Below are 25,088 nucleotides of genomic sequence, written 5' to 3'. Positions count from 1 at the left end.
TGTGATTGATCCAGCCCGGCTGATCAGGCCGGATCACGCAGCAAGGCCAATGCCGTCACGCGGCTTAGACGGCGCCGCTCCCATGCGGTGACCGCACCCGCCAGCACCACGCCGCTAACCACGCTGATCAGCGGCAACCAGCCATTGAATTGCACCGGCAAATCCAGCACCTCTTTGCCCAGCGCCCAACCGGCAACGCTGGCGCCCAGCCCCGCGACCAGGCCGGCGACGGCACCAATGGCCAGACCTTCCCAGCGCTGAATCGCCGCAATGTGGTGCCGCTGCGCGCCCAGCGCCCGCAGAATGGCAACTTCACGCTGCCGCTCCGGCGCCGTGGTTTCCAGCGCGGCCACCAGTACCACCAGGGCGGCGACGAGGCAGAACACAAACACCAGACTGAGTGCGCTGGTGGCCAGACCCAACACGCGGCGTACCTCGGCCAGCACTTCGCCCACATCAATGACGGTGACGTTGGGGTAGGCGGTGACAATCTGCGGGATCAGCGCGGTCTTGTCCGGCGGCAAATAAAAGCTGGTGATCAGGCTGGTGGGCAGATTGCGGAACAGCGCGCGCGTACCGGTCACGAAGAAATTGACCCTGAATGAATCCCAATCAACCTTGCGCAGATTGATCACCCGGGCGGTGACCGGCGTGCCGGCAACATCAAAGGTCAGCTCGTCACCCACCTTGATATGCAAGGTCTCGGCAATGCCGCTTTCGACCGAGAACCCGGGCTCGGATTCGCGCAGCGGCACGCCGGCGACCAGCCGGTTGTCCTCGCGCAGGGTGTCGCCCCAGGACAGGTTGAACTCACGCTCCGCCAGTTGGCGGGCCCGATCTTCCTTGTAGCCATCCAGCTTCACCGGCTGGCCGTTGCGTTGCGTCCAGCGGCCACGAATCATGGGTTGCAGCGGCGCATCGGTTACACCGCCGGCTTGTAGCGTGTGGCCAAAAGCAATGGCCTGGGCTGGCTGGATATTGATCGCAAACTGGTTGGGTGCACGCTCCGGAATCTTGCTTTGCCAGCTGGCGAGCAGATCGTGTTCCACCACCGTCAGCAGCCACACGCCTAGCAGGCCCATTGCCAATGCCGCCATTTGTGCCATGGATAACCAGCGCCGCCGGATCAACTGACGCAAGGCAATGCGCGCCGCAAAACCGCGGCTGAACCGCCCCAGCAAGGCAAGGCACGCCCAGCCCAGCAAAGCAGAAACAACCAGCGCCCCGCCCATGGCCCCAAGCACAATCAGCGTGAGTTTAAGCCGGCCGCCCAGCCAGAACATCAGCGCAATGGCGCACAGGCCGGCCAGCAACCAGGTGGCCCAGACCGAGGCCGGGGCACTGCTATCGTGCCGCAGTACGCGTATGGGGGGCGTGCGGGCCAGTTGCAGCAAGGCCGGCCCGGCCGTGCCCAGCAGCAAGATGCCACCCAGCCCGGCGGCAACCAGCCAGTGCCATGCATCACCCGGCGGCAAGGGCGCCGGCAGGCTGTTGCGCACCAGCCAGGCCAGGGTTGCCTGGGCCGCCCAGCCCAGCGCGCCACCGACCAGGGCGGCCAGCAGCCACAGGATCAACAATTCGGCCCACAGCATGCTGGCGATACGCCGGCGCGAGGCGCCAATGGCGACAAACAGCGCAACCGCATCGGTCTGGCGCAGTGCATGGCGGCGCGCGGCCAGCAAAACGGCGGCAGACGCCAATGCCGCAGCCAGCAGGGTGACCAGGCGCAGAAAATCCTCCGCCCGCTCCAGCGTGACCTTGACCTCAGGCCGCGCGCTGCGGACGTCTTCCAGCCGTTCACCGCGTTGCAGCTGGGCGTGGGTGGCCTGCTTCCATTGCGTGATTGCTTGCGGCGTGCCAGCCACCAGCAGGCGATAGCGCACCCGGCTGCCAAAGCCGAGCAAGCCGGTTGCCGGCAGATCGGCCGCATTCATGGTCAAACGCGGCTGGGTGCTGGAGAAATCCAGCGCGGCGTCGGGTTCTTTATCCAGCAGGGCTGCGACCTTGAAGTGGCTCAGACCCAGATCAAGCGTGGAACCCACCTTGAGGCCCAGCAGCACGGCAAGCCGCGGATCAATCCAGACTTCGCCCGGTGCCGGGATGCCATTGGCCTGACGCACGCCCGTGTCCGCTTGCAGCGTAACCGTGCCGCGCAGCGGGTAACCGGCATTCACCGCCTTGATCGCCGCCAGCCGGGTTTTGCCATTGCCGCTGACCATGCTGGGGAAGCCGGCAGTCTGCGTGGTGAGCAGCTGCGCCGTCACCGCACTTTGCTGGTAATGCGCAGGCACCGGGTGATCGGCAGACAGTACGGCATCGGCTGCTAGCAAGGTATTGGCCTGGGCGTTCAACAGGCTGCCCATGCGTCCGGTCAGAATGCCGACGGCGGTGAGCGCCGCGACGGTCACGATCAGCGCAGCCAGCAGCGTACGGTAGTCGCCGGCCAGCAGGCCTCGCCAGAAACGGCGCCAGGTCAGCCGCCAGATCATGCTGCAACCCATTCAAGCATGCGGCCGGCGTCCAGACGTAACCGCGCGCCGCAGCGGGCAGCCAGCGTTTCATCGTGCGTGACCAGCACCAGCGTGGCGCCGGTTTCGCGGTTCAGTTCAAACAGCAGATTGGCCACGTGCTCGCCAGTGTGGCTATCCAGGCTGCCCGTGGGTTCGTCGGCGAACAGGATGTCTGGCTGTGTGGCAAAGGCGCGTGCCAGCGCCACCCGTTGTTGTTCGCCGCCAGAGAGCGTGCGCGGCGTGTGATCCAGCCGCCTGGCAAGGCCTACGCGGTCCAGCCAGTGGCGGGCGGTTTCACGCAGTGATGACGCCGGGGCTTTGTTGCCCAGCAGTTCCAGCGGCAGCATCACGTTTTCCAGCGCCGACAGTTCCGGTAACAACTGGAACGACTGAAAAACAAACCCCGCATGCGCGCCGCGCAGCCGCGCGCGGCCGTCTTCGTCCAGCGTCGACAACGCCTGGCCGGCCAGCCGTACTTCGCCATGGCTGGGGGTATCCAGGCCCGCCAGCAAAGAGAGCAGGGTGGATTTGCCCGAGCCCGAGGCCCCCACAATGGCCAGGCTCTGCCCACGTGTGAGTGTGAACGAGATATCGTGCAGAATGTCGATGGTTTCATCGCCGGCCATGACGCGCTTGCCCAGCGCATCGGCCGCCAGCATGTCAGGAGAAACAGAATTGCGTAGATCGTTCATTGTGGCTGCTTTGATCCTGTTGATCAGCAAAGTGGCGTTCGCAGCGGCTGCCGCGCCGGTCATGCTGGTGTTTGGCGATAGCCTGTCTGCAGGTTACGGGCTGGCGGCCGATCAGGCCTGGCCGAGCTTGTTGCAACGTGATCTTGCCGGCACGAAAACGCCGTATCGCGTCGTCAATGCCAGTGTGTCTGGTGAAACCACTGCGGGCGGGCTGACCCGGCTGCCTGCCGCGCTCAAAGAACATCATCCCCGGCTGGTGGTGCTGGAGCTGGGCGCCAACGATGGCTTGCGCGGCCTGCCGGTTGATGCTGCGCAACGCAACCTTGCCCGGATGATCGAACTGGCACAAGCCGCTGGCGCCAAAGTCCACCTCATCGGCATGCAGATGCCGCCCAATATGGGCCCGGATTACACCCGCAACTTTGCCAATATGTACCCGGCGCTGGCCAGGCAGTATCGCACCGGTTTGACGCCGTTCTTGCTGGCGCCGGTCATCACGCATCCGGATCTGTTCCAGGCCGACCAGCTTCACCCCACGGCTGCGGGCCAGCCGTTGCTGGCAACGCAAATCCGCAAGGATCTGGCGCCCTTGCTATGACACAGGCTTTGCTGGCGTAAGACAACAAAAAAGGTGCGAAGATTCGCACCTTTTTTTATCAGGATCACATTCAGTTGCGATCCGCCGGGCCCGCCGGTTGGGTTTCCACAACCTTGACCACCTGTTCCACGCCGGAGACCACGCTGGCAGCCTGTGCTGCACGGTCTGCGACATCCGGTTTGGCAATGCCCATCAGGTACACCACCTTGCGCTCGGTGATGACCACCAGGTGCAAGCCGCTGGAATCCATGCCGCTCTGGCTGACAATGGATGTTTTCACGCGCGTGGTCAGTTGCGTATCGTTCAGGCGGTCGGTGGTCGAAGAGACCGGCCCGACCACGGTTGCGTTGACCACACGGCGCACGCCAGGCTGGCTTTGCGCAATCTGCTGCACGCGGTTGTGAGCATCGGCATTGGGCACTTCACCCGTCAGCAACACCACACCGTTGAAGATGTTTACGTTTACGTGCGCCTGGTCTTTCCAGGTGTCGTTGATATTGGCGCCGATGCGGTTGCCCAGATCGACGTCGGTCTTGATGGTTTCGCTCGGGCGCGGATCAGTACCAATCAGCACACCCAGCGCAGCACCACCGGCAAACACCAGCGGCACACACCCTTGCAGGCCAATCAGGACAGCGGCACCGGCCGCGGCCAGCAGTTTTTTATTGATCAACACGGTCATTCCTTATTCGCCCCCTAGCAGCAAATAGTCGATAGCGTCACACATCGCATGAATGATGGTGACATGCATTTCCTTGATACGCGCACTGCGTTCCACAGGTACGCACAGCAATGTGTCTTCGTTGGAGAGAATGTCGGCCACCTGGCCGCCATCACGTCCGGTCAGCGCAATTACGCTCATCTGCCGATCATGGGCCGCGTGTATGGCAGAGATCACGTTGGCAGAGTTCCCGGAGGTCGAGATTGCCAGCAGCACATCGCCAGCCCGGCCAATGGCGTGGACCTGGCGCGAGAACACCATGTCGAAGTCGTAATCGTTGGCAATGGCCGTCATGGCCGAGGTGTCCGTCGACAGTGCAATGGCCGACAGGCCCGGGCGCTCGCGTTCAAAGCGGCCGACCATTTCGGTGGCAAAGTACTGGGCGTCTGCGGCAGAACCGCCGTTGCCGCAGGTCAGAATCTTGCCGTCGGCAATCAGAGTCTGCATCAGGCGCTCAGCCGCCTGGGCAATTTGCGGCGCCAGAATCTCGCGCGTGAGTTCAGCGGCGCTGATCCCGTCGTCAAAGTGCTGGCGCACGCGTTGCATCAAATCCATTCAGTCAATATCCGTCAGAAGCGTCGATACAGTTTTTCAACCATTCAAACCGGCTGCCTTCAATGAGCAGTGCATCAAAGCGGCAGGGCGGCTGGGGCTGCAATTGGGCCAGATAAAGGGCAGAGGTGGCAAGCAGTCTGGCTTGTTTGGCCGGGGTGATGCTGAAAGCCGCCCCGCCAAAGCGCGTGTTGCGGCGCTGGCGTACTTCAACAAATACCAGCGTTTCGCCATCTTGCGCAATCAAGTCGATCTCACCAAAGCGGCAATGCCAGTTGCGCGCCAGGATGACAAGCCCGCGCGCAGTGAGGAAATCCGCCGCGCGCGCCTCGGCGATATCCCCTTGCTGCCTCATGGCGCAGAGGCGGGGGCAGAGGCAGAGGGCGTTTCGGAATAACCCGGTGCTTCAGCATTGGGAATGCTGACCGACAAGGTGCCGGGGATCAGTTCGCGCTGGATGACATTGTGAGTGTCCATGCGCAAGCGCCCGCTCAAGCCATCGGGAATGGCAATCTGCCCCGGCGGTGTGACCAGCAGCGCAGCGGCGATCTTCCAGGCATCCACGCCCATGGCAAACAGGCGCTCCAGACCGTTGGACGGCGAACGCGCATGTTCATAAATCTTGTATTCCGGATTATCCGGGTTGATCAGCCAGGGCATGTCCAGATAATGAATGCCCGCCAGATCCAGCAGCGCCGTGGTGGCCTGCTTGCCGGTGTTGATCTGGCTGGTGGCGTAAATAGGCCGCCCGGTACCAATAAACGGCCGCACCCGCCGCGCCATGCGCTCATCCATCGCCAGAAACACCGCATCGATATCGGCCAGATCCAGCTGCGCCTTCAGTTGTGGCATATCTTTGGTGCCCAGCTTGATCACCGACGCGCCCTCAACCCCCTGTTGCCGCCAGCCATCGGTAAAACCCTGCGTCATGCGCAAGGGCAGGGCGCCGTCTACCGACACCACCATCGGGTGCGCATAGCCATCTGCCCGGATCTGCTGCGCCACCTGCGCCGCCTCGGCCTCGACCGACAAGCTGAAGCTATACAGATGCAGCTGGCGCGGAGTCTCGCTATCAAAGCTGTTCAGGGCCAGCACGGGAAACGAGAACTCGCCGCTATCAGCCAGTTTGTTGACCGCGCTTTTGGTCAACGGCCCGATCACCGCCGCCGCACCCATCTGGCTGGTCCGTTCAAACTGCGCCAGGATGTCTTCATCGGCATCGGTCGTATCAAAAATGCGCAAGGGCGGCTGATTGCCATCGGATAACGCAGACTCTGCGGCAAACAGCCCGGCCTTGATCGCCTCTACCGCCGGGCGCCAGGCCTTGGCTTTGGCCGGCAGCAGCACGGCAATAAAATTGCCGCCCTTTGCGGGGGCGGCTTGCGGGCTGGAGGCGCTGGCGCTGGCCGGTGCAGACACCGGCGCACTAGCAACCTGGCTGGCATTTGGGGACTGTGCGGGGGCAGAAGCGATCCGGAACTGCACCACGGGCTCCGCATGCAGCGGACTGGCCGCCAGCATGGTCAAGCCGTATAGTACGGCCGCGACACCGCGCATTACCGCAGGGAGAACCCGAGCGTGCATACAGAGCCTTTATTTGTCAGTAAGTCTTCATTATATGTGGTGGCCACGCCCATCGGAAACCTGCAGGACATGACCCCCAGGGCCATCGACATTCTGCGTGGCGTAGATGTCATTGCGGCAGAAGATACCCGCGTTACCGGCCAGCTACTCAAGTATTTTGGCATCACCACGCCCATGATCAGCTTGCGTGAACACAACGAGCGCGCAATGGCAGAAAAACTGGTGCAGCGCCTGCACGCGGGCGAAGCCATCGCCCAGGTTTCAGACGCCGGCACCCCCGCGATCTCTGACCCCGGTGCACAACTCGTTGCCGCGGTGCATGCAGCGGGCCTGCGCGTCGTGCCCGTGCCCGGGGCCTCGGCCCTGACCACCGCACTGTCTGGTGCCGGCTTTACCTGCCCGCACACCCTGTTTTATGGTTTTTTACCGCCTAAATCACGCCAGCGCCAGGACGCCATCGCCCCGCTCACCGGCTTGCCGTACGCCACGGTCTTTTACGAAGCACCACACCGCATCCTCGACACCCTCAAAGACCTGGCTGACGGCTTTGGCCACGACCGCATCGCCCTTATCGCCCGCGAACTGACCAAAACCTTCGAAACCCTGCGCCGCGCCCCGCTGGGCGAACTGTTGCCCTGGGCCGAGGCCGACAGCAACCAGCAACGCGGCGAATTCGTCATCGTCATCGACGCCGCCCCACCCGCCGCGCCAGACGAAACCAATGCCCACGACCACGTATTGCAACCCCTGCTGGCAGAACTGCCGCTAAAACAAGCGGTTGCCCTGGCCCAGAACATCACCGGCGCCCCCCGCAACGCCCTGTACGAACGCGCGCTGGAACTCAAGAAAGACATGCAAACGTAACAAGCACTTGCCAGCCGGACACCATCTGGTTGATAATCCCGCCTCCTGCCCGAGTGGTGGAACTGGTAGACGCGCCGGACTCAAAATCCGGTTCCGAAAGGAGTGTCGGTTCGATTCCGACCTCGGGCACCAGATTCCCTTCCAAGGAAGTCCAAGGAAGGCTCAAAACCCCAGAAGAATCAACGCTTTTGGGGTTTTTTGTTTCCAGCGCTGTCCAACAGCGACCATGGAAATCCAACACTCATTGGTATACGCTTAGGTATATCTTCGGTTCGATAAAGAATCGTATACCTATGCCGCGTATAACCAAGCCCCTGACTGACGCCGACTGCCGTAACGCCCGCCCGCGAGACAAGGATTTTTCTCTGTTTGACGGGGGTGGTTTGCACCTTCTGGTCAAGAAAAACGGCACCCGTTCTTGGCGTTTCAAGTACACCAAACCCAGCGGAAAGCCTGGATTGACCGCATTTGGTGACTATCCCACGCTGACTTTGTCATCGGCTTCAGCCGAGGAGCTGCTTCGGCACGCCATTTCCTGAATCTGGCCGACACATTGCTAAAAACACATCCGGGGGATACGGCTTCCTTTTTAAAGCGCAGCCATAGTTTTGCTCTGTTGTTTGACACCGTTGCGACAGGGCAGCTGGACAACTTACAACTCGGCATCCTTTCCTCGACTGAGTCCGCATTTCATTTCGTGGCCAGTCGAGAGCGCCGTATTAGTTTCCCGGTGGTGGCACTGCAACACGCTGAGGCTCGTCCTTAACCTCGCATGCGCGTTCAACAGTGCTCTTATTCCTGGTGGCCAGTCTAGAATTGCAGAGTCGCCCCCTGGAATTTCCACGGATGATTCGCCGCCACTCACCGCGTGATTTGCATATAACGCACGCCTACTCGGTCTGGCGGGATCATGCCTGGTTTTGGGGCGCGATCGTTTTTTTGGGCATGCTGACCATCGTACTGGTGGTGTGGCTGTTTGAACCCGCACCTCCCAAAACCATTGTTATCAGCGCTGGCCCGCCTGACGGCTCGTTTTTACCCGCTGCCGAAGAATATAAAAAGATTCTGGCGCGCAATGGCATCACCCTTAAAGTACTGCCCTCAGATGGCTCCCTGCAAAACCTGCACCGGCTGCTTGACCCGCACCAACACGTGGATCTGGCGCTGGTCCAGGGCGGCGTTGCGCAAGGGCTGGATACTTCATCGTTGATGTCATTGGGTAGCGTGTTTTATGCGCCGATTGTGGTGCTGTATCGTGGCCCGGAAGTCACCCGGCTGGCGCAGTTGCGAGACAAGCGCATTGCCATCGGCCGTGAAGGTGGCGGCACCCGGGTTATCGCGCTGAATTTGCTGAAGGCGAATGGCATAGAACCCGGCGACGGTACCACGCTGCTGCCTTTCGACGGTCAAGAGGCGGCGCGGCAGGTCGCCATTGGCAAGCTCGACGCCGCGTTTTTCAATGGTGACTCTGCTACACGCGGGCTCATGCTGCGGCTACTGCAAATTCCGGGGGTGAAGGCCATGAGTTTTGAGCAAGCAGCGGCCTATACGCGCTTGTTTCCGTATTTGAACCAGATTGATCTGCCACCCGGTGTGCTTGATCTGGGCCGCAATCAGCCGCCCGCTACCGTACATTTGATCAGCCCCATGGTCGAGTTGGTCGCACGGCCCAATCTGCATCCGGCCATTTCAGACTTGTTGATCGAGGCCGCGCAAGAAGTACATGGCCCTGGCAGCTTGCTGCAACACAGTGGTGAATTCCCCAGCCCGATCGAACATGAATACCGCATCAGCGAAGACGCGGCGCGTTATTACCATTCGGGCAAAAACCTGTTGTACCGGAATTTGCCATTCTGGGCCGCCAGCTTGCTTGACCGCACGCTAGTGCTGCTCATCCCGTTGGCGGTGCTGGTTTTTCCGACGCTGCGGCTGTTGCCTGCGATTTACCGCTGGCGGGTACGCTCGCGAATATACCGCTGGTATGGCTTGCTGATTGCCATCGAGCGAGAAGCGCTGGGGTCAGTCGCGCCAGAAAAACGCGAAGAACTGATCAAGGAACTGGACCATATTGAAGAGAATATCAACCGTATCAAAATGCCGCTGGCGTATGCCGATGGCTTTTACGTGTTGCGTGAACATGTTGGTTTTGTCCGGGCACGTCTGACTGGCGAACATTCGCAGCACTTCTGAGCGCATACTCTGGTCCGCCGAACAAACGCTGGTCTAGTACCTCCAGACTAAAGTCGAGACCGCGCAGTAACCGCGTTGATGTACTTAATCTACACACCAGGGAAGGCACGATGGGCCTGGATATTTTTGCTTACAAAGCGCTGCACGCGGTCAAGAAGCGGAGCGATGATGATGACGGTGATGAGCTGATCGCCTTCTATAAAAACCCGGATTTTGCCGGGCGGGCGGATGATATTGACGAGAGTTCACTTTACGAAGCGCAGGATAGTGTTGAGTTCCGGGCGGGAAGTTATAGCTGGTACAACTGGTGGCGAGAGCAATTGGCCAGGATTGCCGGTTACCCGGCAGTAGCCGCGCCGGGAGGGCAGAGTCAGGCGCCGAGCCATGCCCAGGGGGCCTGGAATGCGACCAGCGGACCTTTCTGGGAGTTGATTCATTTCAGTGATGCCGAAGGCGTGATTGGTACTGCGATCTCCAGAAAACTGGCAGCAGACTTTGCGGCCTTTGAACACAAAGCCAGATACTGGTGTCCAACCGATGACTGGTATGCACTCTACCTGGAGTGGAAAAAAGCCTTTGAATATGGGGCGGCCAATGGCGCAGTCGTGTTTTGCTGAATCGTTGGGCATCACTTGAGCGCTGGTTTCGCGGCAAGGGCTTGGGATTCGGCTTGTACGCTTGCTGTAGTAGATGCCCGGAGTAGTTGGCGGAGGGCGATGAAATGAAAAAGCCCTCGAATGAGGGCTTTTTCTATGCTGCGGGCCTGCGTGAATTGCAGCAGGCTCAGGCTTTGCTGCTTGCAATGCCATAGCGCGGAGCGGGTATGGCGTTGGCGAATTTTGGCGCCAGAGTGCGGCGATCCGCTTCCCAGCGTGCCCAGTCGTCACCGTCGTGCAGTGTCGGGATCGTCACCAGTTCGCCCTGATCAAGGCCAGCCAAGGCAGCGTCCACCAGGTCTTCGGCGGTCATGGTACTGGCGGCTTCTTTTTGTTTGGCGTAGCCCGCCACATCCCAGAATTTAGTGGCGGTCGCCGCCGGCAGCACGGTCTGGATGCGCACACCTTTATCCGCAAGATCACGCTGCAGCGCATGACCAAAGCTCAATACATAAGATTTAGAGGCGCTGTACACCCCGTTCAGGAGTTCAACCGCGATCCCGACCACAGAGCTGATGTTGATGATGGTGCCGGCGCCCCGGGCGGCAAACGCCGGCGCGACCGCGTAGGCCAGGCGCGTCAGCGCCGTAATGTTCAGATGGATCATCGACTCCATCTCGTCGACGTTGCCGTTGAGGACCGAGGCCACCGAGCCGACACCTGCGTTGTTGACCAGCATGGTGATGCTTTGGTCCTCACGCAGCACGCTCTCAACCTGCGCCAGCGCGGCTTTGTCGTTGAGATCGGCAGCCATGGTCCGGATTGAGCGCCCCGTTTCGGCGGCCAGGCGTGATGCCAGCGCATTCAGGCGCGCTGCATTGCGGGCGACCAGGATGAGGTCATAGCCCTGTTTGCTCAGGCGATCTGCATACACGGCGCCGATGCCGGTGGATGCGCCAGTGATGAGCGCGGTGCCTTTGGTAGATGTCGTTGGGTTGGTCATGACGGGTTTCCCTCTTGTGATGTTTACCCGACGGGATGTCAGGAACTGAGGGCAATTCTGGCAACGTCATGGGATATCTTCAATGACGTATATGCAATGTTTAAGGACATTGGCGGTTCTTGTCTTTTGGGTCTGATAGGGGCCTCGTGATCCAGATTAAATCGTTGTGAATACTGGAAATCCTATCAAATTATGGAGTAGCAGCAAGGAGACAAAAGCGCCGGCAGGTTTGTCTTCATGATGATATATTCAATGAATCGAGACATATGTGGCGGCACAACCATGCACTCCGTCGGACTTGTGGTTTACCCAGGCTTTCAGTCACTTGCACTGGCCGTCGCGAGCGTCTTCGAGTACGCCAATCTGTCGCGCGGGGAGCGGGTTTATCAGTTCCGCGTGGTGTCTGAAGCAGGCGGGCCTGTCATGACCTCCCAGAGCTTTTCCATCAATACGGACCGGCTGCGGGACGCTAACTACGACACGCTGATCGTGGCGGGCGACAACAACTGCGATCTTCCCCCAGATAGCTTGCTGGACTACGTCCGCAATGCACCCAACCAGAGCCGGCGCGTTGCGGCCATTTGTACCGGGGCGTTTGTGCTGGCCGCTGCGGGCTTGCTGGATGGCAAGCGTGCGACTACCCACTGGTTTCACGCGCAGAACTTCAAAAAGCAGTATCCCGCCGTGTTGCTCGATGAAGACCGCATCTTTGTGAATGACGGACAGTTCTGGACTTCCGCCGGCATGACCGCCGGGGTCGATCTTGCGCTCGCCATTGTGGAAAACGACTTCGGGCTGGAGATGGCGCGCATGATCGCGCGCAAGCTGGTGGTGTACCAGCGCCGTGGTGGCGGGCAGTCCCAGTTTTCGGCATTGCTGGAGCTGGATGCAAAGTCTGACCGGGTCCAGATGGCTCTGGCTTATGCAAAAGAGAACCTTGGCGGCGACCTGTCCGTGGAGACGCTGGCTGACATTGCACGGCTCAGCCCACGCCAGTTCAGCCGGGTATTCCGGGAAGAAACCGGCCAGTCTCCCGCCAAAGCGGTCGAGCGCCTCCGGGTAGAGGCTGCCCGGCTGATGATGGAAACGACCCGACATCCTATCGAGGTGATTGCCCGCGAGACCGGCTTTGGCGATCGCGAGCGAATGCGACAGTCATTCCTGCGCGCCTTTGGGCAGCCGCCGCAGTCGATACAACGGGCGTCTGGAGGCGCTTCGATCTCGCTGTGAGCAAGGTTCTCTTGCAGGGGGGGGCGTTTAAAGTTGTCCGTCATTTCGCCAGTCGCGTAAACATGGCCTGGCGTGATCCTCCCCAGAAATCCCGTCCCGATGAAAAATGGGTGGAATCCCTGTGGAATGGCGCCAATACGTCATTGCTTCAAATTGCTGGAAGACCGGTGGAGTACACGGGATTTTGAACGTCAGCGGGCCTGACTGCAGGTGTGCTCAGCAATGCTGAACCGGTTCACGGTGCTGGATACCCCGCTGACGATGCGTGTTGCATAATCCGGTGCGAGGCATGGCGTTACGCCGGATGCCGGCTGATTGATGCAACATCGCACCGCCACACGATTCGTTCGCCGCCAGGGTTTGCAGGCTAATAAAACCTTCACCTGCCTGCAGGAGATAACAAGATGATCGAGGTTACCGAGGTTTCCATTGCCGAGCTGCGAGAAGCACTCGAATCCGGCCGGGCGACGTCGGTCGAACTGGTCAAAGCCTATTTCGCACGGATCGATGCCTACGACGGTCCCGAGACGGAGACCCGACTGAATGCGGTGGTGGTGCCCAACCCCGACGCGCTCAAGGAAGCCGAGGCTTCCGACGCCCGCCGTGCCCGTGGCGAGATACTCAGCCCGCTGGACGGCATTCCCTATACCGCCAAAGACAGCTACCTGGTGAAGGGTCTTACCGCCGCATCCGGCAGCCCGGCCTTCAAGGATCTGGTCGCCTGGCGCGATGCGTTCACCATCGAGCGCCTGCGCGCCGCCGGTGCCATCTGCATGGGCAAGACCAACATGCCGCCGATGGCCAATGGCGGCATGCAGCGCGGTGTCTACGGTCGCGCCGAAAGCCCATACAGTGCCAGATACCTTACCACGCCGTTCGCCTCCGGCTCCTCCAACGGGGCTGGCACGGCCACAGCCGCCAGCTTCTGCGCCTTCGGCCTGGCTGAAGAGACGTGGTCCAGTGGCCGGGGCCCGGCGTCGAACAACGGCCTGTGCGCCTACACCCCTTCGCGCGGCGTGATTTCGGTGCGCGGCAACTGGCCATTGACGCCCACCATGGACGTCGTGGTGCCGTACGCCCGTACCATGGCCGATCTGTTCGAAGTGCTTGAAGTCGTGGTCGCAGACGACCCGGACAACCGCGGCGACCTGTGGCGCCTGCAGCCATGGGTGGACATTCCCAAGGCCTCGGCGGTACGCCCGGCCTCTTACCGTGACCTCGCGGCCCAAGCCGACACACTCAAGGGTAAGCGCCTCGGGGTGCCACGCATGTACATCAACAAGGATGAACTGGCCGGCACCAGCGAAAAGCCTGGCATTGGCGGCCCGACTGGCCAGCGCATCAACACCCGCGCTTCGGTGATCGACCTTTGGGAAGCCGCACGTCGCGCACTGGAAGCGGCCGGCGCAAAAGTGCTGGAAGTGGATTTTCCGCTGGTCTCCAACTGTGAAGGTGACCGCCCTGGCGCGCCGACCTTGTTCAACCGCGGCATCGTCTCGCCGGAATTCCTCAAAGATGAGTTGTGGGCGTTGTCCGGCTGGGCCTTCGACGACTTCCTGCGCGCCAACGGCGACCCGAAACTGAACAAACTTGCCGACGTCAACGGACCGCTGATCTTCCCGCACGACCCGGGCACGCTGCCGAACCGCGAGGACGACCTGGCCGCCGGCATGCACGAGTACGTCAACATGGCCAGGCGCGGCCTGAAGAGCTGGGACCAGATTGGGAGCCTGCAGGACGGGCTGCGCGGCCTGGAGAAGACCCGCAAGCTGGATCTGGAAGACTGGATGGACGAGCTCAAACTCGACGCCGTGCTGTTCCCCACCGTGGCCGACGTCGGCCCGGCAGACGCAGACGTCAACCCGGCCTCGGCCGACATCGCCTGGAGCAACGGCGTCTGGGTCGCCAACGGCAACCTGGCCATCCGCCACCTGGGCGTGCCTACGGTGACCGTGCCGATGGGGGTGATGGCTGACATTGGCATGCCGGTGGGCCTGACCTTTGCCGGTCGTGCCTATGACGACAACAACCTGCTGCGCTTCGCCGCTGCCTACGAGGCAACCGGCAGCAAACGTCTGGTCCCGCCACGAACGCCGCCGCTGGGTTGATACGCGCGGCGTTGCTGTATAAACCAGGCGACCCTGACGCGTAGCCGCCAGCGTGGCACAGGGCAGCCATAAGCAAACCTGCCCCCGCCCGCTATAAAACTATCAACTGGAAGGCGGACCACACCGCCCTCAAGCAGCGGGACGGCCTGGGTATCAGGCCAGATAAAGACACGCAGTGGTTCGCTGCTCTGCGTATTTGTGTTTTACACAGGCTTGCCGATTTGCAGCCAGCCTGGCAGCGGTACGGCTGCTTATCGGCCTGAGCGGACCTTAAGAGCCTACGGTAGCGCTGGCTGCTTTGCGTACCAAAGCGGCGCCTGAGCGCGTCTACAAAAGCAGGATCAATTCATACAGCGGCTTGGCTCGGAACATAAAACCCCCACACACCGTTGGAAAGCTCCGTGGCGGCAAAGCGGATCGTTTTATTACCCGTGGAAACCTCGTAGACCCAAGCCCTATGACGCTGTTGTGGGTATGAGGGATGAGGAACAACGATGTGTAGCTCCTGAACCATATGCCAAGTAAGTGCGTGTAACCATGGATTGATACCGGCAATGGAGAGTGCCGCCCCCTCTAGTCCGACATGAACCGGCTCCCAACCCTTGGTAAATTCTTCAAGCTGCATGACAGTTGACCAGTCTCTGTTTTGCCCAGGTGATTACTAAAGATATCCCAACTGGACCGCCCCGTGTTCAGTGGCAAACTTCCGCCTGCACGCTGCAGCCTGTTCATGGCCCTCGGGACGAATGCTCCACCCAGGCCCCATGTAAAAGTCGGATACCCAACTCAGAGCAGACACTCAGAGCTGCGCGTGTGTAAGACTGCTTCGGCCGAAAAGCTGCCGGACACTCCCTGACAAATTGACGAGTGAAGTGCGCATTGCAAAGCGAACTTGATAAGCTATCTGAACGCGTGAAATCGCTTGAATCCAGTCAGTCTTGAAGCGCAATCAAACGCAACTGCTCGCGTTCAATCACAGTGACTTTGCTGCCTGTGATGACATAGCCAAGGCTGGACGCCGCGACCTGTTGCCGCCTTGAATGGTTCGCCGCTATTTGGCGTACTTCCAGAAACGCCCCTTGCCCTCCGCGATCCAGGCTAGCGCTTCTTCGATGCGCTTTTCACGCGTGGCATCTGTTTTTGCTTCGCCAATCCAGACGTTGTATTCCTTTTGAAACGACGCCGACTTGCTCTCGAAAATCTTGATGATCTCCGGGTTGGCCTGGAGCTTTTCGGCAAATGCCGCTGGCACGCCAACTTCTTTGGGCGTTTTGGCTTCGCGTGCCGGCAGCTTCAGGCCTTGCTCATTGAGTCCCATCGCTTCCTTGATCCAGGCGGTCAGCTCATCTTCTGGAGGCAGGTCGGTCACCCTGGTCAGCTTGCCCATGAAACGCCTGGCAGCGGGGAGGGCATCATTGGCCTTGAGCCGTGGGTCGCTCATCAGCGCGTCTTTGTAAAACGTGAAGGAGCAATGCTTCTTGTAGGCGGCGAAGATACACATCATGTCGCCTTTGTAGTCGAAATGCGGGATTCCCCATTTGACCTCTTCAACGACCTCCGGGCACACCGTATGAATCAGGTTTCGCAGATGGGTGAAGATGGGCTTGGCAAAGTCTTCGGCCTGTTCTGCGTAGGCATCTACCTTGGGATTGTGTTTTGGCGTAGGCATCAGATCATGCTCTCAATGTTCAGTTGAGGGTTAAAAGCAGTTCGTCCAGACGTTCCAGTGTCGAGGCCAGACCTTCTTTCAGCCCCATCTGGATGACTTGCTGGAGAGCTTCGGCCGACGCGTAGGAAACGACCGTCTCGACCAGCGTATGCGTCTCGGCGTCCGAGAAGGTGACGCTCCATTGAGATCTGGGCAGCGCCGGATTGAGCGCGCCGGTGTTATCGCAAAAACCATCAAGCGAAGTGTAGTGGTCGATGGGCCGAATCGTTTGGTAGTCCATGCGGCCCCAGTATTCCTGGCCACCGGGTTCCACCATGGCATAGAGCCAATGTCCGCCTTCACGAAAATCCATAAAGCTGGTTTTCGTGATTAAAGGCTTGGGTGCAAACCAGCGGTCGAGCAGCTCACTTTTGGTGTAGCAGTCCCAAACCAGCTGTCGTTTGGCCGCAAACGCTCTTTTGATGGTGATGGTGTTTTTTTCTTTGTTAACGAGGAAATCAAATTGAAGCTCAGCTTTCATCTTGTTCGCCTTTCAGGTGAGTTAACAACTGATCCAGATTTTCATAGCGGCTTTCCCAAGCGACGCGTTGCTCATCAAACCACTTTTCAGCAGCGGCCAAATTGCCACGTTGGAGTTTGCAGGTCCGCACTCGCCCTACCTTCTCTGACGCAATCAGGCCGCTGTTTTCCAGCACTTTGATGTGCTTCAAAAACGACGGCAGCCCAAGCCCGAAAGGCGCTGCAAGCTCCTTGATCGACGCCGGGCCTCTACCTAGCCTCGCAATCACCGAGCGCCTTGTGGGGTCGGCCAATGCGTGAAATACGCCGTTGAGCGCGATTGAATAGTTTTCCATGTAGAAAACTATAGCAAATGGTTTTCTACATGGAAAACTATTTAAATGGACGATGCCGGAATCCCCGTGATCACGCTTCAGGGGCGAGGTGAGGTCAGCGCCTGGGCTGATCGGCTTGCGCCGTGTGGCAACGCGTTGGTCAAGCCGTGCCAGGAATATGTCTGCTTCAGACGCGTTTGAGGGAGACCTTTACGGGCGGCGGCTGACAAATCCAGTCGTGGTTTGCGTCGACAGTCCGGAGACAATTCGCTGACTCAGGCCACGACTGGGTCTGTAGCCTGCATATGATGTCTGCGCCACTGCGTAATAAGCCAGCCACGGTGTTGGTCAAAGCAAAGGCCCGCAGGTGCGGGCTTTTGTTGGTGCTGCTGTTTGCCATTCTGTATGGGGCCCAGTCGGTAAATCTGCTCTGTATCCCGCTTTACCCTGGGCAGACACCCCGCCTACGCAGGCTGAACCTGGTCGCTCATGCCCCATCGGCGCAGGTAGGTATCAATGATCTCGACCAGTCTTTCACGCCCGAAGCTGGGGTCGTGTCCGGCGTGGACGGTCTGGATCGGCATGGCCTTTAGCCGGCGTAGAGACTGCGCGTAGATATCCAGATCCATGCCTGGGCCTTCGTACACCAGGGGGCCGTCGTAGATGAGGTCGCCGGAGTAGAGTGTGGCTGTCGCGGCTTCCCAGACGCAGATGCTGCCGGGGGAGTGGCCGGGTAGCTGGATGATCTCGAAACGCCGGTCGCCCAGATCAATGATGTCTTTGTCCCTGACCAGATGAGTCGGTTCTGCGCCGCGCAAACGGTATTGGCGCGGGTCGTATCCGGCGTGGGGCATTGCATCGATAAGCAGTTCGTCGAAGGGCGGGTACCCGGCTGCGACGAACAGTGCTGCCAGTTGCGGGTGGATATCGGCGCAGACCAGTGTGGTCACCCCGGATGGATGCGCCATTTGCCGCGCCTCTGCCTCGTGCACCCAGCGCTGCTCGAATTCGTGCACCGCGCCGATGTGGTCAATATGCGTGTGGGTGGCCAGCGCAATCACTTCTTTGCTGCCGAACAGGTCTGGAAAGCTGGGGCGCAGCGGTACGATGCCCATGCCGCTATCAATCAGCAAATCCCGGTCTCTGCCGCAGATATGCCAGAAATTGGCTTGTTCCAGTGGGTGCACGTGCGGCTCCCAGAAGCGGGTCACGCCGTTCTCCAGGGTCAGCCGTTCGTACCAGCGTGCTGCGATGGGGTAGGGGCGCCCGCTGCCCCAGGGCTGTGGCTTTGCCGCGGTTTCAGTTGGCACATTCATGCGCATGCTCCGATGACACCTGGGGCGGTTTCGAGGGCCGGGTTAGCGAGCGCCGCAACGACTTGTTCGCCCTCGGTGATCCAGCCGAACAGGTGCGCTTCGCTGGCGATGATCTGCAGTGTGGCGTCGTGCAGGGCGGGTTCGAAACTCGCGCAGCAATCCGCCAGCGTCAGGCAGAAAAAGCCGCGGTCGACGGCCTCACGCAGGGTTGAGTGGACGCAGCACTGGGTCGTCACGCCGGCCAGCAGCACATGGGTGATGCCCATGTTGCGCAGCATGTGTTCCAGATCCGTGGCGTAAAAGGCGCCGTATCCGGGCTTGTCGATAATCGGCTCGCCGGGGACAGGTTGCAGTTCGTCGATAAAGTCGTGGCCGAACTCCCCACGGACCATGAAGCGCCCGAGCGGTCCGCGCGCGCCGATTTCTGCGCCTGCCTGCAATGTGCGTTGCTGCTTTGTTGCGCACAGGTCGGCCAGGTCGGTGCGATGTCCTTCGCGGGTATGAAACACCCGTACACCGTGCCGCCGTGCCGCAGCCAGCACGTTTTGCAGGCGGGGAATGATGGTGCGCAGCGGGGCCAGATCAAAGCCGCTGACCCCGCTGGCACCTTCCGGTGCCAGGAAGTCGCGCTGCATATCAATCACGATCAACGCCGTGTGCTGCGGGGCAAAATCAAACTGCCGATCATGATGGCAAGAGACCGCAATCATCGTCGTTCTCTCAATGCGCCGGGATGAAAGAGCCGTCCACCATGTCGCTGCCCTTGAGGGTTTTGGGGATGGTCTTGTGGCTGCTGTAGAACGCCGAGATATTGTCCAGCGTCTGCGCGGCCACCTTGTCGTGCAGCAGTCTGGCGTTGCCAGCCATGTCATAGAGCCGCACACCCACCAGCATGCCTTTGACTTCGTCCGGCTTGACCTCAAGCCGTTTGGCCACCAGGGGCAAGGCTTCATCCGGGTTGGATCTGACATAGGCCGTGCCTTTGTCTACCGCAGCCAGGAACGCGGCAATCGCTCTGGATTTGTTTTTGATGGTGGCGGGGCTCACCGTCACCACGTCCAGGATCAGATTGGGCACCTGCGCGCTGGAAAACACCACTTTGCCGCCCCCGGCCACTGCTTGCGAAATCCAGGGCTCCCACGTGACGGCAGCGTCGACCTGGCCGGCAATGAACGCTGCGCCTGCGCTGTCGGGGTCCATGTTCACGCTTTTGATGTCGCCGGGCTTCATGCCAGCTTTTTCCATGCCCTTGAGCAACAGCAGTTCGTTCACTTCGTTCTGCGTCACGGCCACGGTTTTGCCTTTCAGATCGGCCAGGCTGGTGAGGTTTTTCTTCGAGACCACGGCATCTGCACCGTTGGAGGTATCGGTCGCAAAAATGATCTTGAGATCGGAGCCACTTCTGGCGTTGACCAGCACCACGTTATCGGCCGTCGTCAGGGCGACGTCGATATGGCCGGCCACCAGCGGTGGAATGGCGTCGCTGGGGCCTTTGAACGGTACGAACTCGACATCCAGCCCGGCCTGCTTGAAAAAGCCTTTTTCCTGCGCGACAAACACGCCGGCAGAACCAACCCAGTTGTTGTAACCGATCTTCAGTTTTTCAGAGGCGTGTACCGACGGGCTGAACAGCCCGGCCGTCAGCAGCAAGGCGGCAAACAGAGACTTCCGCCGGGGCAGCACAGACCGCTTTTTGCTCATATCTCGCATGATTCGCTCCAAAGTATTTACGGTGCCGCAGGACCATCGTCGCGCGGGTGGAAACTTGTGAGCTCATCCTATGAGGCGCTGCTGATGCGTTCAATTACAGAGCTTCAATGTTGACATCGCTGGCAGTGAAGTGAGTGCGTGGCGCATCGTTCAGGGTGTCAGTGGCCTCGGCGCGCATTTCATTGAGCACGATCTCCACGCACTGCAGAAAGCCGCTTAATGAACGGGATGGCGCGGGCTGATAGGTGCGCGTGACCAGAGAGAAATCAGAGTAGCGCGTGCATTGCCCCGGTAATAACGCCACCATGTCGCCACGGTCTATCCAGTGCCGGGCATAGTGCTCTGGCAGAAAGCCGATATAGGCACCGCTGCGAATCAGCAACGCCGCGGCCTCGACATGGGTGACCGTGGCAAAGATGGTGTCGGCATCGGTATCCAGCGGCACCAGCTCTTGCGTGCCCAGAAATGTCCGGATCACCTTGCGCGCGCGGCTGATTTCGGCGGCCAGCGCCGGGCCGTGCGGCATCCGGGCGATGGGATGGGTGCGATGGCAGACCAGGAGATCGCGCTCGCGGTAAAGCGGTTGGTAGGTCAGCCCGGAAAGCGGGCTGCAGAAAATGCCGAACGCCACATCGATGCGGCTATCAAGCAGCTGGGTTTCCAGTTCTTGTGGCGACATGACCTGCAGCGATACGCGTACCGCGTTGTTGGGTTTGCGCGCAAATTCTGCCAGTGCACGGCTCACCGGACAGGCCGGGTCGGTAATGATGCTGTCGATGATACCAATGCGCAGATGCCCGCTCAGCCCTCCTTTCAGCTCTTCGGCTTGCTGGTGAAATTGCTGGAACGACTGGAACAACTGCACCACCTGGCGGTACATCAGATCGCCCTGTTCGGTCAGCCGGAAACCACTGCGCCCGCGATGGCACAGCGTAAAACCCAAGCGGGTTTCCAGCTGCGACATCTGCGTGCTGATGGTCGACTGGCTGATATTGAGCAGAGCCTGGGCATTGGAAAAACCGCCGGCCTCGACCACCGCCCGGAACACGCGCAACAAACGCAGATCGATATCGCTGATCACCATGGTATTGACCCGAATCTATGGGCAGCCGCAGGCCCTGGATGGAAGCATGGCCAGGGCGCCGGATCATCTTGTGCGGCGCACCTTTGGCACACGGACAAGATACCTGACAGACACCGATGAGATGCAAGCCGTGTTACCGGAATAACCAGTATCGCAACATGCCGGCATGGCGTTCATTGTCATGAACACGCTCTCGGCCGGCGCGCAATCTACCCCGAGCGCTTTGCCAAAGTCAGCGCATTCACTGTGTCAGTTGCTGGACCAGATTGGCCAGCATGGCATCGCACGCGGCGAGTTGATCCAGCGCCAGCCATTCATCAGGCTGGTGCGCCTGGGCAATGTCGCCGGGGCCGCAGACCACGGTAGGAATTCCGCAGCGTTCGGCAAACAGGCCGCCTTCCGTGCCAAAGGCAATCTTGCCAGGCGCGGTGTCGTCGCCCAGCAAACCTTGCACAAAACGCACCACGGCGGCATCGGGCGGGGTGCACAAGCCAGGGTAGGTGCTGCGTTCGGTGAAGCTGATGCCGGTGTCAGCCGCCACGGCCTGCATGGCGGGTTCCAGCGTCTGGGCTGCAAACTGGCGGATAGCGGCGATCAGTGCATCGGGCGGGTCTTCCGGCAAGTGGCGGATTTCAAAGTCGAACACGCATTCAGCCGGGATGATGTTCAGCGCGGTGCCGCCGCGTACCGTGCCGACGTGCAGCGTGGTGTACGGCACTTCATACAGCGGATCGAACGGGCCGTTTTGCTGGCGTTCGCGTGCCAGTTTGCGGATAAAGGTGATCAGTTCGGCGGCGTATTCCACGGCGTTGACGCCCGCCAGCGGGTTGCTGGAGTGCCCTTCATGGCCGCGCACGCTGACGCGAAACGCCGTTTTACCCTTGTGGGCGGCAATCACGCGCAGGGTTGTGGGTTCACCCACGATGCCCATCACCGGCAGCACCGGCAAGCCACCCAGGACATCCAGCAGGCGGCGCACGCCAATACAGCCGATTTCTTCATCGTAAGTCAGGGCAATGTGCACCGGCATGCTCAGGTTGGCACCGGCCAGTGCCGGCACGGCGGCCAGCACCGCGGCAATAAACCCCTTCATGTCTGCGCTGCCCCGGCCATAGGCGCGGCCGTCGCGGATATCCAGCGTGAACGGCTCGGACTGCCAGTGCTGGCCGTCTACCGGCACCACGTCGGTGTGGCCGGCCAGCATGATGCCGCCGCGGTCGGTGGGGCCGATGGTGGCGTACAGGTTGGCTTTGGTGCCGGTGGCATCCTCCACCAACTGGCTGGTAATGCCAAAGCCGGCCAGATAATCCTGCACAAAGCCGATCAGCGCCAGATTGGATAAACGGCTGGTGGTATCAAAGCCCACCAGTTTGTGCAGCAGCGCCAGGGAATTCATGGTCGATCCTTGCTACAAGTTGCCCGGCACGCCATAGCTGGGCGCGGCCTCGGGTGATACGGCGCGGGTAATATAGGCCTGCATCTGGGGTTGATAACGTTGCCACAATCCGGCCAGTTCGGCCACGGGCTGGCCGTCGCTCCAGTCCACGCGCAAATCCACCACCGGCCAGCCGGTCATGTCGGCCACCTTGATGCCGCTGGCGTGGATGGGGCCGGCTTCACCGCCCATGTCGACCGCAGCCTGCAAGGCCGCCAGCAGCCGGTCTGGCAGGGTGCCACGGCTGCGCTCAAAGGCATCGACCATGGCCTGGGGCAGGTCGGGCGTGTTCAGCAAGTTGCCCGCTGCGGCGCAATGCTGGCCGGTGGCCGAGCCATACACCCCCAACGCTTTGTCGCCGGTAAACACCAGCGGCGTGCCCCGAAAAGGCACCAGCACCACCTGACGCCAGGCCATATGCGGATCAAACACGCCCAGCCGCTGGGCGATCTGTTCACTATCCAGCCCCATGGCCATCAGGTCCAGCGCGTGCTGGCCCAGCATGGGGTTGGTGACATTCTGACTGAGTACCGCGCCGATGCGCGCACGCACATTGGCGCAGCGGCTGGCCACGCAAATGCTGGATGACGCCAGCGCCACGCCAACCATGCCGCTGTCCCGGCAACGGGCGGCTATCGAAAACGTCATGCCTGACGCTCCTGCGAAATCACGGCGGTGATATCGATCTCGACCAGCCACTCGGGCCGGGCCAGCGCCGACACCACCAGCCCGGTCGAAACCGGGTACACGCCTTTGAGGTATTTGCCGACAATCCGGTAGACGGCTTCGCGGTAGCGCGGGTCAACAATATAGATGACCACTTTGCAGACATCGTCCAGGCAGCTGCCGGCTTCTTCCAGCAGCATTTTGACGTTGGCCATGGCTTTTTCGGTTTGCGCGGCCACGTCACCAATCCCGACGGATTCGCGGGTTTCCAGGTCCTGGCCAATCTGCCCGCGCAAAAACACCATATTGCCGGCCACGACGGCCTGGCACAGATCGTTGTCCAGATTCTGTTCCGGATAGGTGTCGCGGGTATTGAACTTGCGGATGCGGGTATGGGTGGTCATGGACAAGTCTCAGTTCTGAATGGCAGCTTCTGCTACCGGATGATGGAAGTCGGCCTGCTGGCGGCGACCGGGATCGCCCTGGGCAAAATACTGGCGCTGTATGGCGATGTGATCGGCCACATAGCTGGCGTCGTGCCACACACCCCAGATAAAGCTGGAGCCGCGGCGAGACAGCCAGGGCAGGCCGACAAAATAGATGCCAGGTTCGCTGGATACCCCGCGGTGATGACGCGGTTTGCCTTTGTCATCCAGCGCGTTCACCTGCAGCCAGCTGTAATCGGTGGTAAACCCGGTGGCCCAGACAATGGCCGTCACGCCGGCGGCGGTCAGATCCAGTTCGGCCAGGGGTTCGGTCAAACAAGCCGGATCAGCCAGCACCTGGCGGGCGGCGGGCTCTGGCGGCAAATCCAGGCCGTTGCGCGCGGCATACGCGTCAGCGGCATCCAGCAGCGCCAGATAGTTGGCATCACCGCGGGCAATGTTCCGGGCCAGATCAGGCTGAAAACGGATCACCCCGTCGGCAAAGGATTGGGTCATGCCCACCAGCACCATGCCCTGGTGCGCCAGACGCCGAAAATCAATGGTCTCGCCGCCGCGCGCGCCGCTCACGGCAATGGTTACATGTTCTGCGCCCGGCTTCATGGCGGGGGCATCCCACTCGCCCAGCACGCCCAGCCACCAGCAAAAATCCCGCCCGCGATACCCGCGCGGTGGCCGGTCGTGCGGGCCCACCGACAAATACACCTGGCGGCCAGCGCGCTGCAGTTCATCGGCAATCTGCACGCCAGACGAACCCGAGCCCACCACCAACACCGCGCCTGGCGGCAATTGCGCCGGATTGCGGTACTGGGCCGAGTGAAGCTGCAGCACGGCAGCGTCTTGCGGCACCACTGGCGGGATCACCGGGCGCTGGAACGGGCCGGTCGCCACCACCACCCGCTGCGCCTCTATCACCCCGGCTGAGGTGTTCACCGTAAAGCCCGGCTTGCCGTGGTTGCGCACCACTTGTGTGACCTCCACTCCCGTGCGGATGGGGGCGTTGAATTTGCGCGCATACGCTTCAAAGTAGGCGGCCACGCGCTCTTTGGGGGCGAAGCCGTCGGGGCTGATGTCGTCAAACTCTAGCCCGGGAAAACGGTCGTGCCACGCCGGGCCGTTGGCCACCAGCGAATCCCAGCGTTCAGTACGCCAGCGCTCGGCAATGCGGTGGCGTTCCAGCACCAGGTGCGGCACGCCCTGGCGGCTCAGGTGTTCGCTCATGGCCACACCGGCCTGACCGGCACCAATGACAAGGGTATCGATTGTTTCCATCGTGTTGTCTCC

Annotated in this window: 26 protein-coding genes and 1 tRNA gene; 8 read left to right on the top strand and 19 right to left on the bottom strand. The window is 60.8% G+C overall.

Going from position 1 to position 25,088, the window contains the following annotated elements:
- Positions 1 to 23: 23 nt before the first annotated feature.
- Both IEX57_RS10780 and IEX57_RS10775 read right to left on the bottom strand, forming a co-directional pair.
- Positions 24 to 2,489 carry an ABC transporter permease gene (locus tag IEX57_RS10780; RefSeq protein ID WP_188704322.1) on the bottom strand — a complete coding sequence of 822 codons (2,466 nt, stop codon included), beginning with the start codon at positions 2,487 to 2,489 and terminating at the stop codon, positions 24 to 26.
- Positions 2,486 to 3,202 carry an ABC transporter ATP-binding protein gene (locus IEX57_RS10775; RefSeq protein ID WP_444544640.1) on the bottom strand — a complete coding sequence of 239 codons (717 nt, stop codon included), beginning with the start codon at positions 3,200 to 3,202 and terminating at the stop codon, positions 2,486 to 2,488. Before IEX57_RS10775 ends, IEX57_RS10780 begins: the two co-directional genes overlap by 4 nt.
- Between IEX57_RS10775 and IEX57_RS10770 the strand changes: the two genes are divergently transcribed.
- On the top strand, positions 3,186 to 3,800 hold the full coding sequence (locus IEX57_RS10770; RefSeq protein WP_229708965.1) for an arylesterase: 615 nt from the start codon (positions 3,186 to 3,188) through the stop codon (positions 3,798 to 3,800). The two genes, IEX57_RS10775 and IEX57_RS10770, sit on opposite strands and share 17 nt — an antisense overlap.
- Before the next feature lie 70 nt (positions 3,801 to 3,870).
- Here the strand turns inward: IEX57_RS10770 and IEX57_RS10765 are convergent, their stop codons facing one another.
- Genes IEX57_RS10765 through IEX57_RS10750 form a run of 4 tightly spaced genes read right to left on the bottom strand, consistent with a single transcriptional unit; the run spans position 3,871 to position 6,594 of the window.
- Complete coding sequence (locus IEX57_RS10765) at positions 3,871 to 4,476, bottom strand: BON domain-containing protein (protein ID WP_188704320.1); 606 nt, start codon at positions 4,474 to 4,476, stop codon at positions 3,871 to 3,873.
- A 9-nt stretch (positions 4,477 to 4,485) separates the two neighbouring features.
- Positions 4,486 to 5,076, bottom strand: a complete 591-nt coding sequence (locus tag IEX57_RS10760; protein ID WP_188694470.1) for a phosphoheptose isomerase — start codon at positions 5,074 to 5,076, stop codon at positions 4,486 to 4,488.
- Positions 5,077 to 5,080: 4 nt separating this feature from the next.
- A complete protein-coding gene (locus IEX57_RS10755; RefSeq protein ID WP_188704319.1) occupies positions 5,081 to 5,428 on the bottom strand; it encodes a YraN family protein in 348 nt (115 codons plus the stop codon).
- On the bottom strand, positions 5,425 to 6,594 hold the full coding sequence (locus IEX57_RS10750) for a penicillin-binding protein activator (RefSeq protein WP_188704318.1): 1,170 nt from the start codon (positions 6,592 to 6,594) through the stop codon (positions 5,425 to 5,427). The genes IEX57_RS10755 and IEX57_RS10750 overlap by 4 nt, the downstream gene beginning before the upstream one ends.
- Positions 6,595 to 6,651: 57 nt before the next feature.
- On the opposite strand from IEX57_RS10750, the gene rsmI reads away from it, so the two are divergent.
- The 5 genes from rsmI (at position 6,652) to IEX57_RS10725 (ending at position 10,328) form a co-directional block, all read left to right on the top strand.
- A complete protein-coding gene (rsmI, locus tag IEX57_RS10745; protein WP_308433866.1) occupies positions 6,652 to 7,521 on the top strand; it encodes a 16S rRNA (cytidine(1402)-2'-O)-methyltransferase in 870 nt (289 codons plus the stop codon).
- Positions 7,522 to 7,568: 47 nt separating this feature from the next.
- A tRNA-Leu gene (locus tag IEX57_RS10740) sits at positions 7,569 to 7,653 on the top strand.
- A 161-nt stretch (positions 7,654 to 7,814) separates the two neighbouring features.
- Positions 7,815 to 8,060 (top strand): integrase arm-type DNA-binding domain-containing protein, encoded by a 246-nt coding sequence (locus IEX57_RS21425; RefSeq protein WP_188704316.1) that lies wholly within the window; start codon positions 7,815 to 7,817, stop codon positions 8,058 to 8,060.
- 406 nt (positions 8,061 to 8,466) lie between these two features.
- On the top strand, positions 8,467 to 9,711 hold the full coding sequence (locus IEX57_RS10730; protein WP_229708964.1) for a TAXI family TRAP transporter solute-binding subunit: 1,245 nt from the start codon (positions 8,467 to 8,469) through the stop codon (positions 9,709 to 9,711).
- A gap of 110 nt (positions 9,712 to 9,821) precedes the next feature.
- Positions 9,822 to 10,328 carry a hypothetical protein gene (locus IEX57_RS10725; RefSeq protein ID WP_188704314.1) on the top strand — a complete coding sequence of 169 codons (507 nt, stop codon included), beginning with the start codon at positions 9,822 to 9,824 and terminating at the stop codon, positions 10,326 to 10,328.
- 166 nt (positions 10,329 to 10,494) lie between these two features.
- Here the strand turns inward: IEX57_RS10725 and IEX57_RS10720 are convergent, their stop codons facing one another.
- Complete coding sequence (locus tag IEX57_RS10720) at positions 10,495 to 11,310, bottom strand: SDR family NAD(P)-dependent oxidoreductase (RefSeq protein WP_188704313.1); 816 nt, start codon at positions 11,308 to 11,310, stop codon at positions 10,495 to 10,497.
- A 282-nt stretch (positions 11,311 to 11,592) separates the two neighbouring features.
- On the opposite strand from IEX57_RS10720, the gene IEX57_RS10715 reads away from it, so the two are divergent.
- Together IEX57_RS10715 and IEX57_RS10710 are read left to right on the top strand one after the other, a co-directional pair.
- The gene (locus tag IEX57_RS10715; protein ID WP_188704312.1) at positions 11,593 to 12,540 is read left to right on the top strand and encodes a GlxA family transcriptional regulator; all 948 of its coding nucleotides are present in this window, start codon (positions 11,593 to 11,595) and stop codon (positions 12,538 to 12,540) included.
- A 404-nt stretch (positions 12,541 to 12,944) separates the two neighbouring features.
- Positions 12,945 to 14,648: an amidase gene (locus tag IEX57_RS10710; protein WP_188704311.1), complete on the top strand. Its 1,704-nt coding sequence runs from the start codon at positions 12,945 to 12,947 to the stop codon at positions 14,646 to 14,648.
- A gap of 346 nt (positions 14,649 to 14,994) precedes the next feature.
- On the opposite strand, the gene IEX57_RS10705 is transcribed toward IEX57_RS10710, so the two are convergent.
- The 12 genes from IEX57_RS10705 to IEX57_RS10650 all read right to left on the bottom strand — a co-directional run bounded on the left by IEX57_RS10705 (position 14,995) and on the right by IEX57_RS10650 (position 25,076).
- Positions 14,995 to 15,273, bottom strand: a complete 279-nt coding sequence (locus IEX57_RS10705) for a hypothetical protein (protein ID WP_188704310.1) — start codon at positions 15,271 to 15,273, stop codon at positions 14,995 to 14,997.
- A gap of 426 nt (positions 15,274 to 15,699) precedes the next feature.
- Positions 15,700 to 16,317, bottom strand: a complete 618-nt coding sequence (locus IEX57_RS10700) for a DUF1801 domain-containing protein (RefSeq protein WP_188704309.1) — start codon at positions 16,315 to 16,317, stop codon at positions 15,700 to 15,702.
- A gap of 19 nt (positions 16,318 to 16,336) precedes the next feature.
- The gene (locus tag IEX57_RS10695; protein WP_188704308.1) at positions 16,337 to 16,837 is read right to left on the bottom strand and encodes an SRPBCC family protein; all 501 of its coding nucleotides are present in this window, start codon (positions 16,835 to 16,837) and stop codon (positions 16,337 to 16,339) included.
- Positions 16,827 to 17,171, bottom strand: a complete 345-nt coding sequence (locus IEX57_RS10690) for an ArsR/SmtB family transcription factor (RefSeq protein ID WP_188704307.1) — start codon at positions 17,169 to 17,171, stop codon at positions 16,827 to 16,829. The genes IEX57_RS10695 and IEX57_RS10690 overlap by 11 nt, the downstream gene beginning before the upstream one ends.
- Positions 17,172 to 17,614: 443 nt before the next feature.
- Positions 17,615 to 18,466, bottom strand: a complete 852-nt coding sequence (locus tag IEX57_RS10685) for an MBL fold metallo-hydrolase (protein WP_188704306.1) — start codon at positions 18,464 to 18,466, stop codon at positions 17,615 to 17,617.
- The gene (locus tag IEX57_RS10680) at positions 18,463 to 19,110 is read right to left on the bottom strand and encodes a cysteine hydrolase family protein (RefSeq protein WP_229708986.1); all 648 of its coding nucleotides are present in this window, start codon (positions 19,108 to 19,110) and stop codon (positions 18,463 to 18,465) included. The genes IEX57_RS10685 and IEX57_RS10680 overlap by 4 nt, the downstream gene beginning before the upstream one ends.
- A 76-nt stretch (positions 19,111 to 19,186) precedes the next feature.
- On the bottom strand, positions 19,187 to 20,167 hold the full coding sequence (locus IEX57_RS10675; protein ID WP_188704304.1) for an ABC transporter substrate-binding protein: 981 nt from the start codon (positions 20,165 to 20,167) through the stop codon (positions 19,187 to 19,189).
- A gap of 103 nt (positions 20,168 to 20,270) precedes the next feature.
- Positions 20,271 to 21,260, bottom strand: a complete 990-nt coding sequence (locus IEX57_RS10670) for a LysR family transcriptional regulator (RefSeq protein ID WP_188704303.1) — start codon at positions 21,258 to 21,260, stop codon at positions 20,271 to 20,273.
- A 241-nt stretch (positions 21,261 to 21,501) separates the two neighbouring features.
- Positions 21,502 to 22,656 carry an acetylornithine deacetylase gene (gene argE, locus IEX57_RS10665; protein WP_188704302.1) on the bottom strand — a complete coding sequence of 385 codons (1,155 nt, stop codon included), beginning with the start codon at positions 22,654 to 22,656 and terminating at the stop codon, positions 21,502 to 21,504.
- Positions 22,657 to 22,668: 12 nt separating this feature from the next.
- On the bottom strand, positions 22,669 to 23,343 hold the full coding sequence (locus IEX57_RS10660; protein ID WP_188704301.1) for a DUF1028 domain-containing protein: 675 nt from the start codon (positions 23,341 to 23,343) through the stop codon (positions 22,669 to 22,671).
- The gene (locus IEX57_RS10655) at positions 23,340 to 23,765 is read right to left on the bottom strand and encodes a RidA family protein (RefSeq protein ID WP_188704300.1); all 426 of its coding nucleotides are present in this window, start codon (positions 23,763 to 23,765) and stop codon (positions 23,340 to 23,342) included. Before IEX57_RS10655 ends, IEX57_RS10660 begins: the two co-directional genes overlap by 4 nt.
- Before the next feature lie 9 nt (positions 23,766 to 23,774).
- Entirely contained in the window at positions 23,775 to 25,076 is a 1,302-nt protein-coding gene (locus IEX57_RS10650) for a flavin-containing monooxygenase (RefSeq protein ID WP_188704299.1), read from the bottom strand.
- Between the last annotated feature and the right edge of the window lie 12 nt (positions 25,077 to 25,088).

The sequence above is a fragment of the Silvimonas iriomotensis genome, assembly GCF_014645535.1.
In the GTDB taxonomy this organism is placed as follows: Bacteria; Pseudomonadota; Gammaproteobacteria; order Burkholderiales; family Chitinibacteraceae; genus Silvimonas; species Silvimonas iriomotensis.
This window is presented reverse-complemented; position numbering and strand designations above follow the sequence as displayed.

Excerpts from the sequence above, each read along its gene's own strand:
- IEX57_RS21425 (WP_188704316.1), top strand. The coding sequence starts at position 7,815 with ATGCCGCGTATAACCAAGCCCCTGACTGACGCCGACTGCCGTAACGCC.
- IEX57_RS10755 (WP_188704319.1), bottom strand. The coding sequence starts at position 5,428 with ATGAGGCAGCAAGGGGATATCGCCGAGGCGCGCGCGGCGGATTTCCTC.
- IEX57_RS10675 (WP_188704304.1), bottom strand. The coding sequence starts at position 20,167 with ATGAGCAAAAAGCGGTCTGTGCTGCCCCGGCGGAAGTCTCTGTTTGCC.
- IEX57_RS10660 (WP_188704301.1), bottom strand. The coding sequence starts at position 23,343 with ATGACGTTTTCGATAGCCGCCCGTTGCCGGGACAGCGGCATGGTTGGC.
- IEX57_RS10720 (WP_188704313.1), bottom strand. The coding sequence starts at position 11,310 with ATGACCAACCCAACGACATCTACCAAAGGCACCGCGCTCATCACTGGC.
- IEX57_RS10685 (WP_188704306.1), bottom strand. The coding sequence starts at position 18,466 with ATGAATGTGCCAACTGAAACCGCGGCAAAGCCACAGCCCTGGGGCAGC.
- argE (WP_188704302.1), bottom strand. The coding sequence starts at position 22,656 with ATGAATTCCCTGGCGCTGCTGCACAAACTGGTGGGCTTTGATACCACC.
- IEX57_RS10715 (WP_188704312.1), top strand. The coding sequence starts at position 11,593 with ATGCACTCCGTCGGACTTGTGGTTTACCCAGGCTTTCAGTCACTTGCA.
- IEX57_RS10695 (WP_188704308.1), bottom strand. The coding sequence starts at position 16,837 with ATGAAAGCTGAGCTTCAATTTGATTTCCTCGTTAACAAAGAAAAAAAC.
- IEX57_RS10670 (WP_188704303.1), bottom strand. The coding sequence starts at position 21,260 with ATGGTGATCAGCGATATCGATCTGCGTTTGTTGCGCGTGTTCCGGGCG.
- IEX57_RS10705 (WP_188704310.1), bottom strand. The coding sequence starts at position 15,273 with ATGCAGCTTGAAGAATTTACCAAGGGTTGGGAGCCGGTTCATGTCGGA.
- IEX57_RS10710 (WP_188704311.1), top strand. The coding sequence starts at position 12,945 with ATGATCGAGGTTACCGAGGTTTCCATTGCCGAGCTGCGAGAAGCACTC.
- IEX57_RS10700 (WP_188704309.1), bottom strand. The coding sequence starts at position 16,317 with ATGCCTACGCCAAAACACAATCCCAAGGTAGATGCCTACGCAGAACAG.
- IEX57_RS10775 (WP_444544640.1), bottom strand. The coding sequence starts at position 3,202 with ATGAACGATCTACGCAATTCTGTTTCTCCTGACATGCTGGCGGCCGAT.
- IEX57_RS10730 (WP_229708964.1), top strand. The coding sequence starts at position 8,467 with ATGCTGACCATCGTACTGGTGGTGTGGCTGTTTGAACCCGCACCTCCC.
- IEX57_RS10655 (WP_188704300.1), bottom strand. The coding sequence starts at position 23,765 with ATGACCACCCATACCCGCATCCGCAAGTTCAATACCCGCGACACCTAT.
- IEX57_RS10750 (WP_188704318.1), bottom strand. The coding sequence starts at position 6,594 with ATGCTGGCGGCCAGTCCGCTGCATGCGGAGCCCGTGGTGCAGTTCCGG.
- IEX57_RS10760 (WP_188694470.1), bottom strand. The coding sequence starts at position 5,076 with ATGGATTTGATGCAACGCGTGCGCCAGCACTTTGACGACGGGATCAGC.
- IEX57_RS10725 (WP_188704314.1), top strand. The coding sequence starts at position 9,822 with ATGGGCCTGGATATTTTTGCTTACAAAGCGCTGCACGCGGTCAAGAAG.
- IEX57_RS10780 (WP_188704322.1), bottom strand. The coding sequence starts at position 2,489 with ATGATCTGGCGGCTGACCTGGCGCCGTTTCTGGCGAGGCCTGCTGGCC.
- IEX57_RS10690 (WP_188704307.1), bottom strand. The coding sequence starts at position 17,171 with ATGGAAAACTATTCAATCGCGCTCAACGGCGTATTTCACGCATTGGCC.
- IEX57_RS10650 (WP_188704299.1), bottom strand. The coding sequence starts at position 25,076 with ATGGAAACAATCGATACCCTTGTCATTGGTGCCGGTCAGGCCGGTGTG.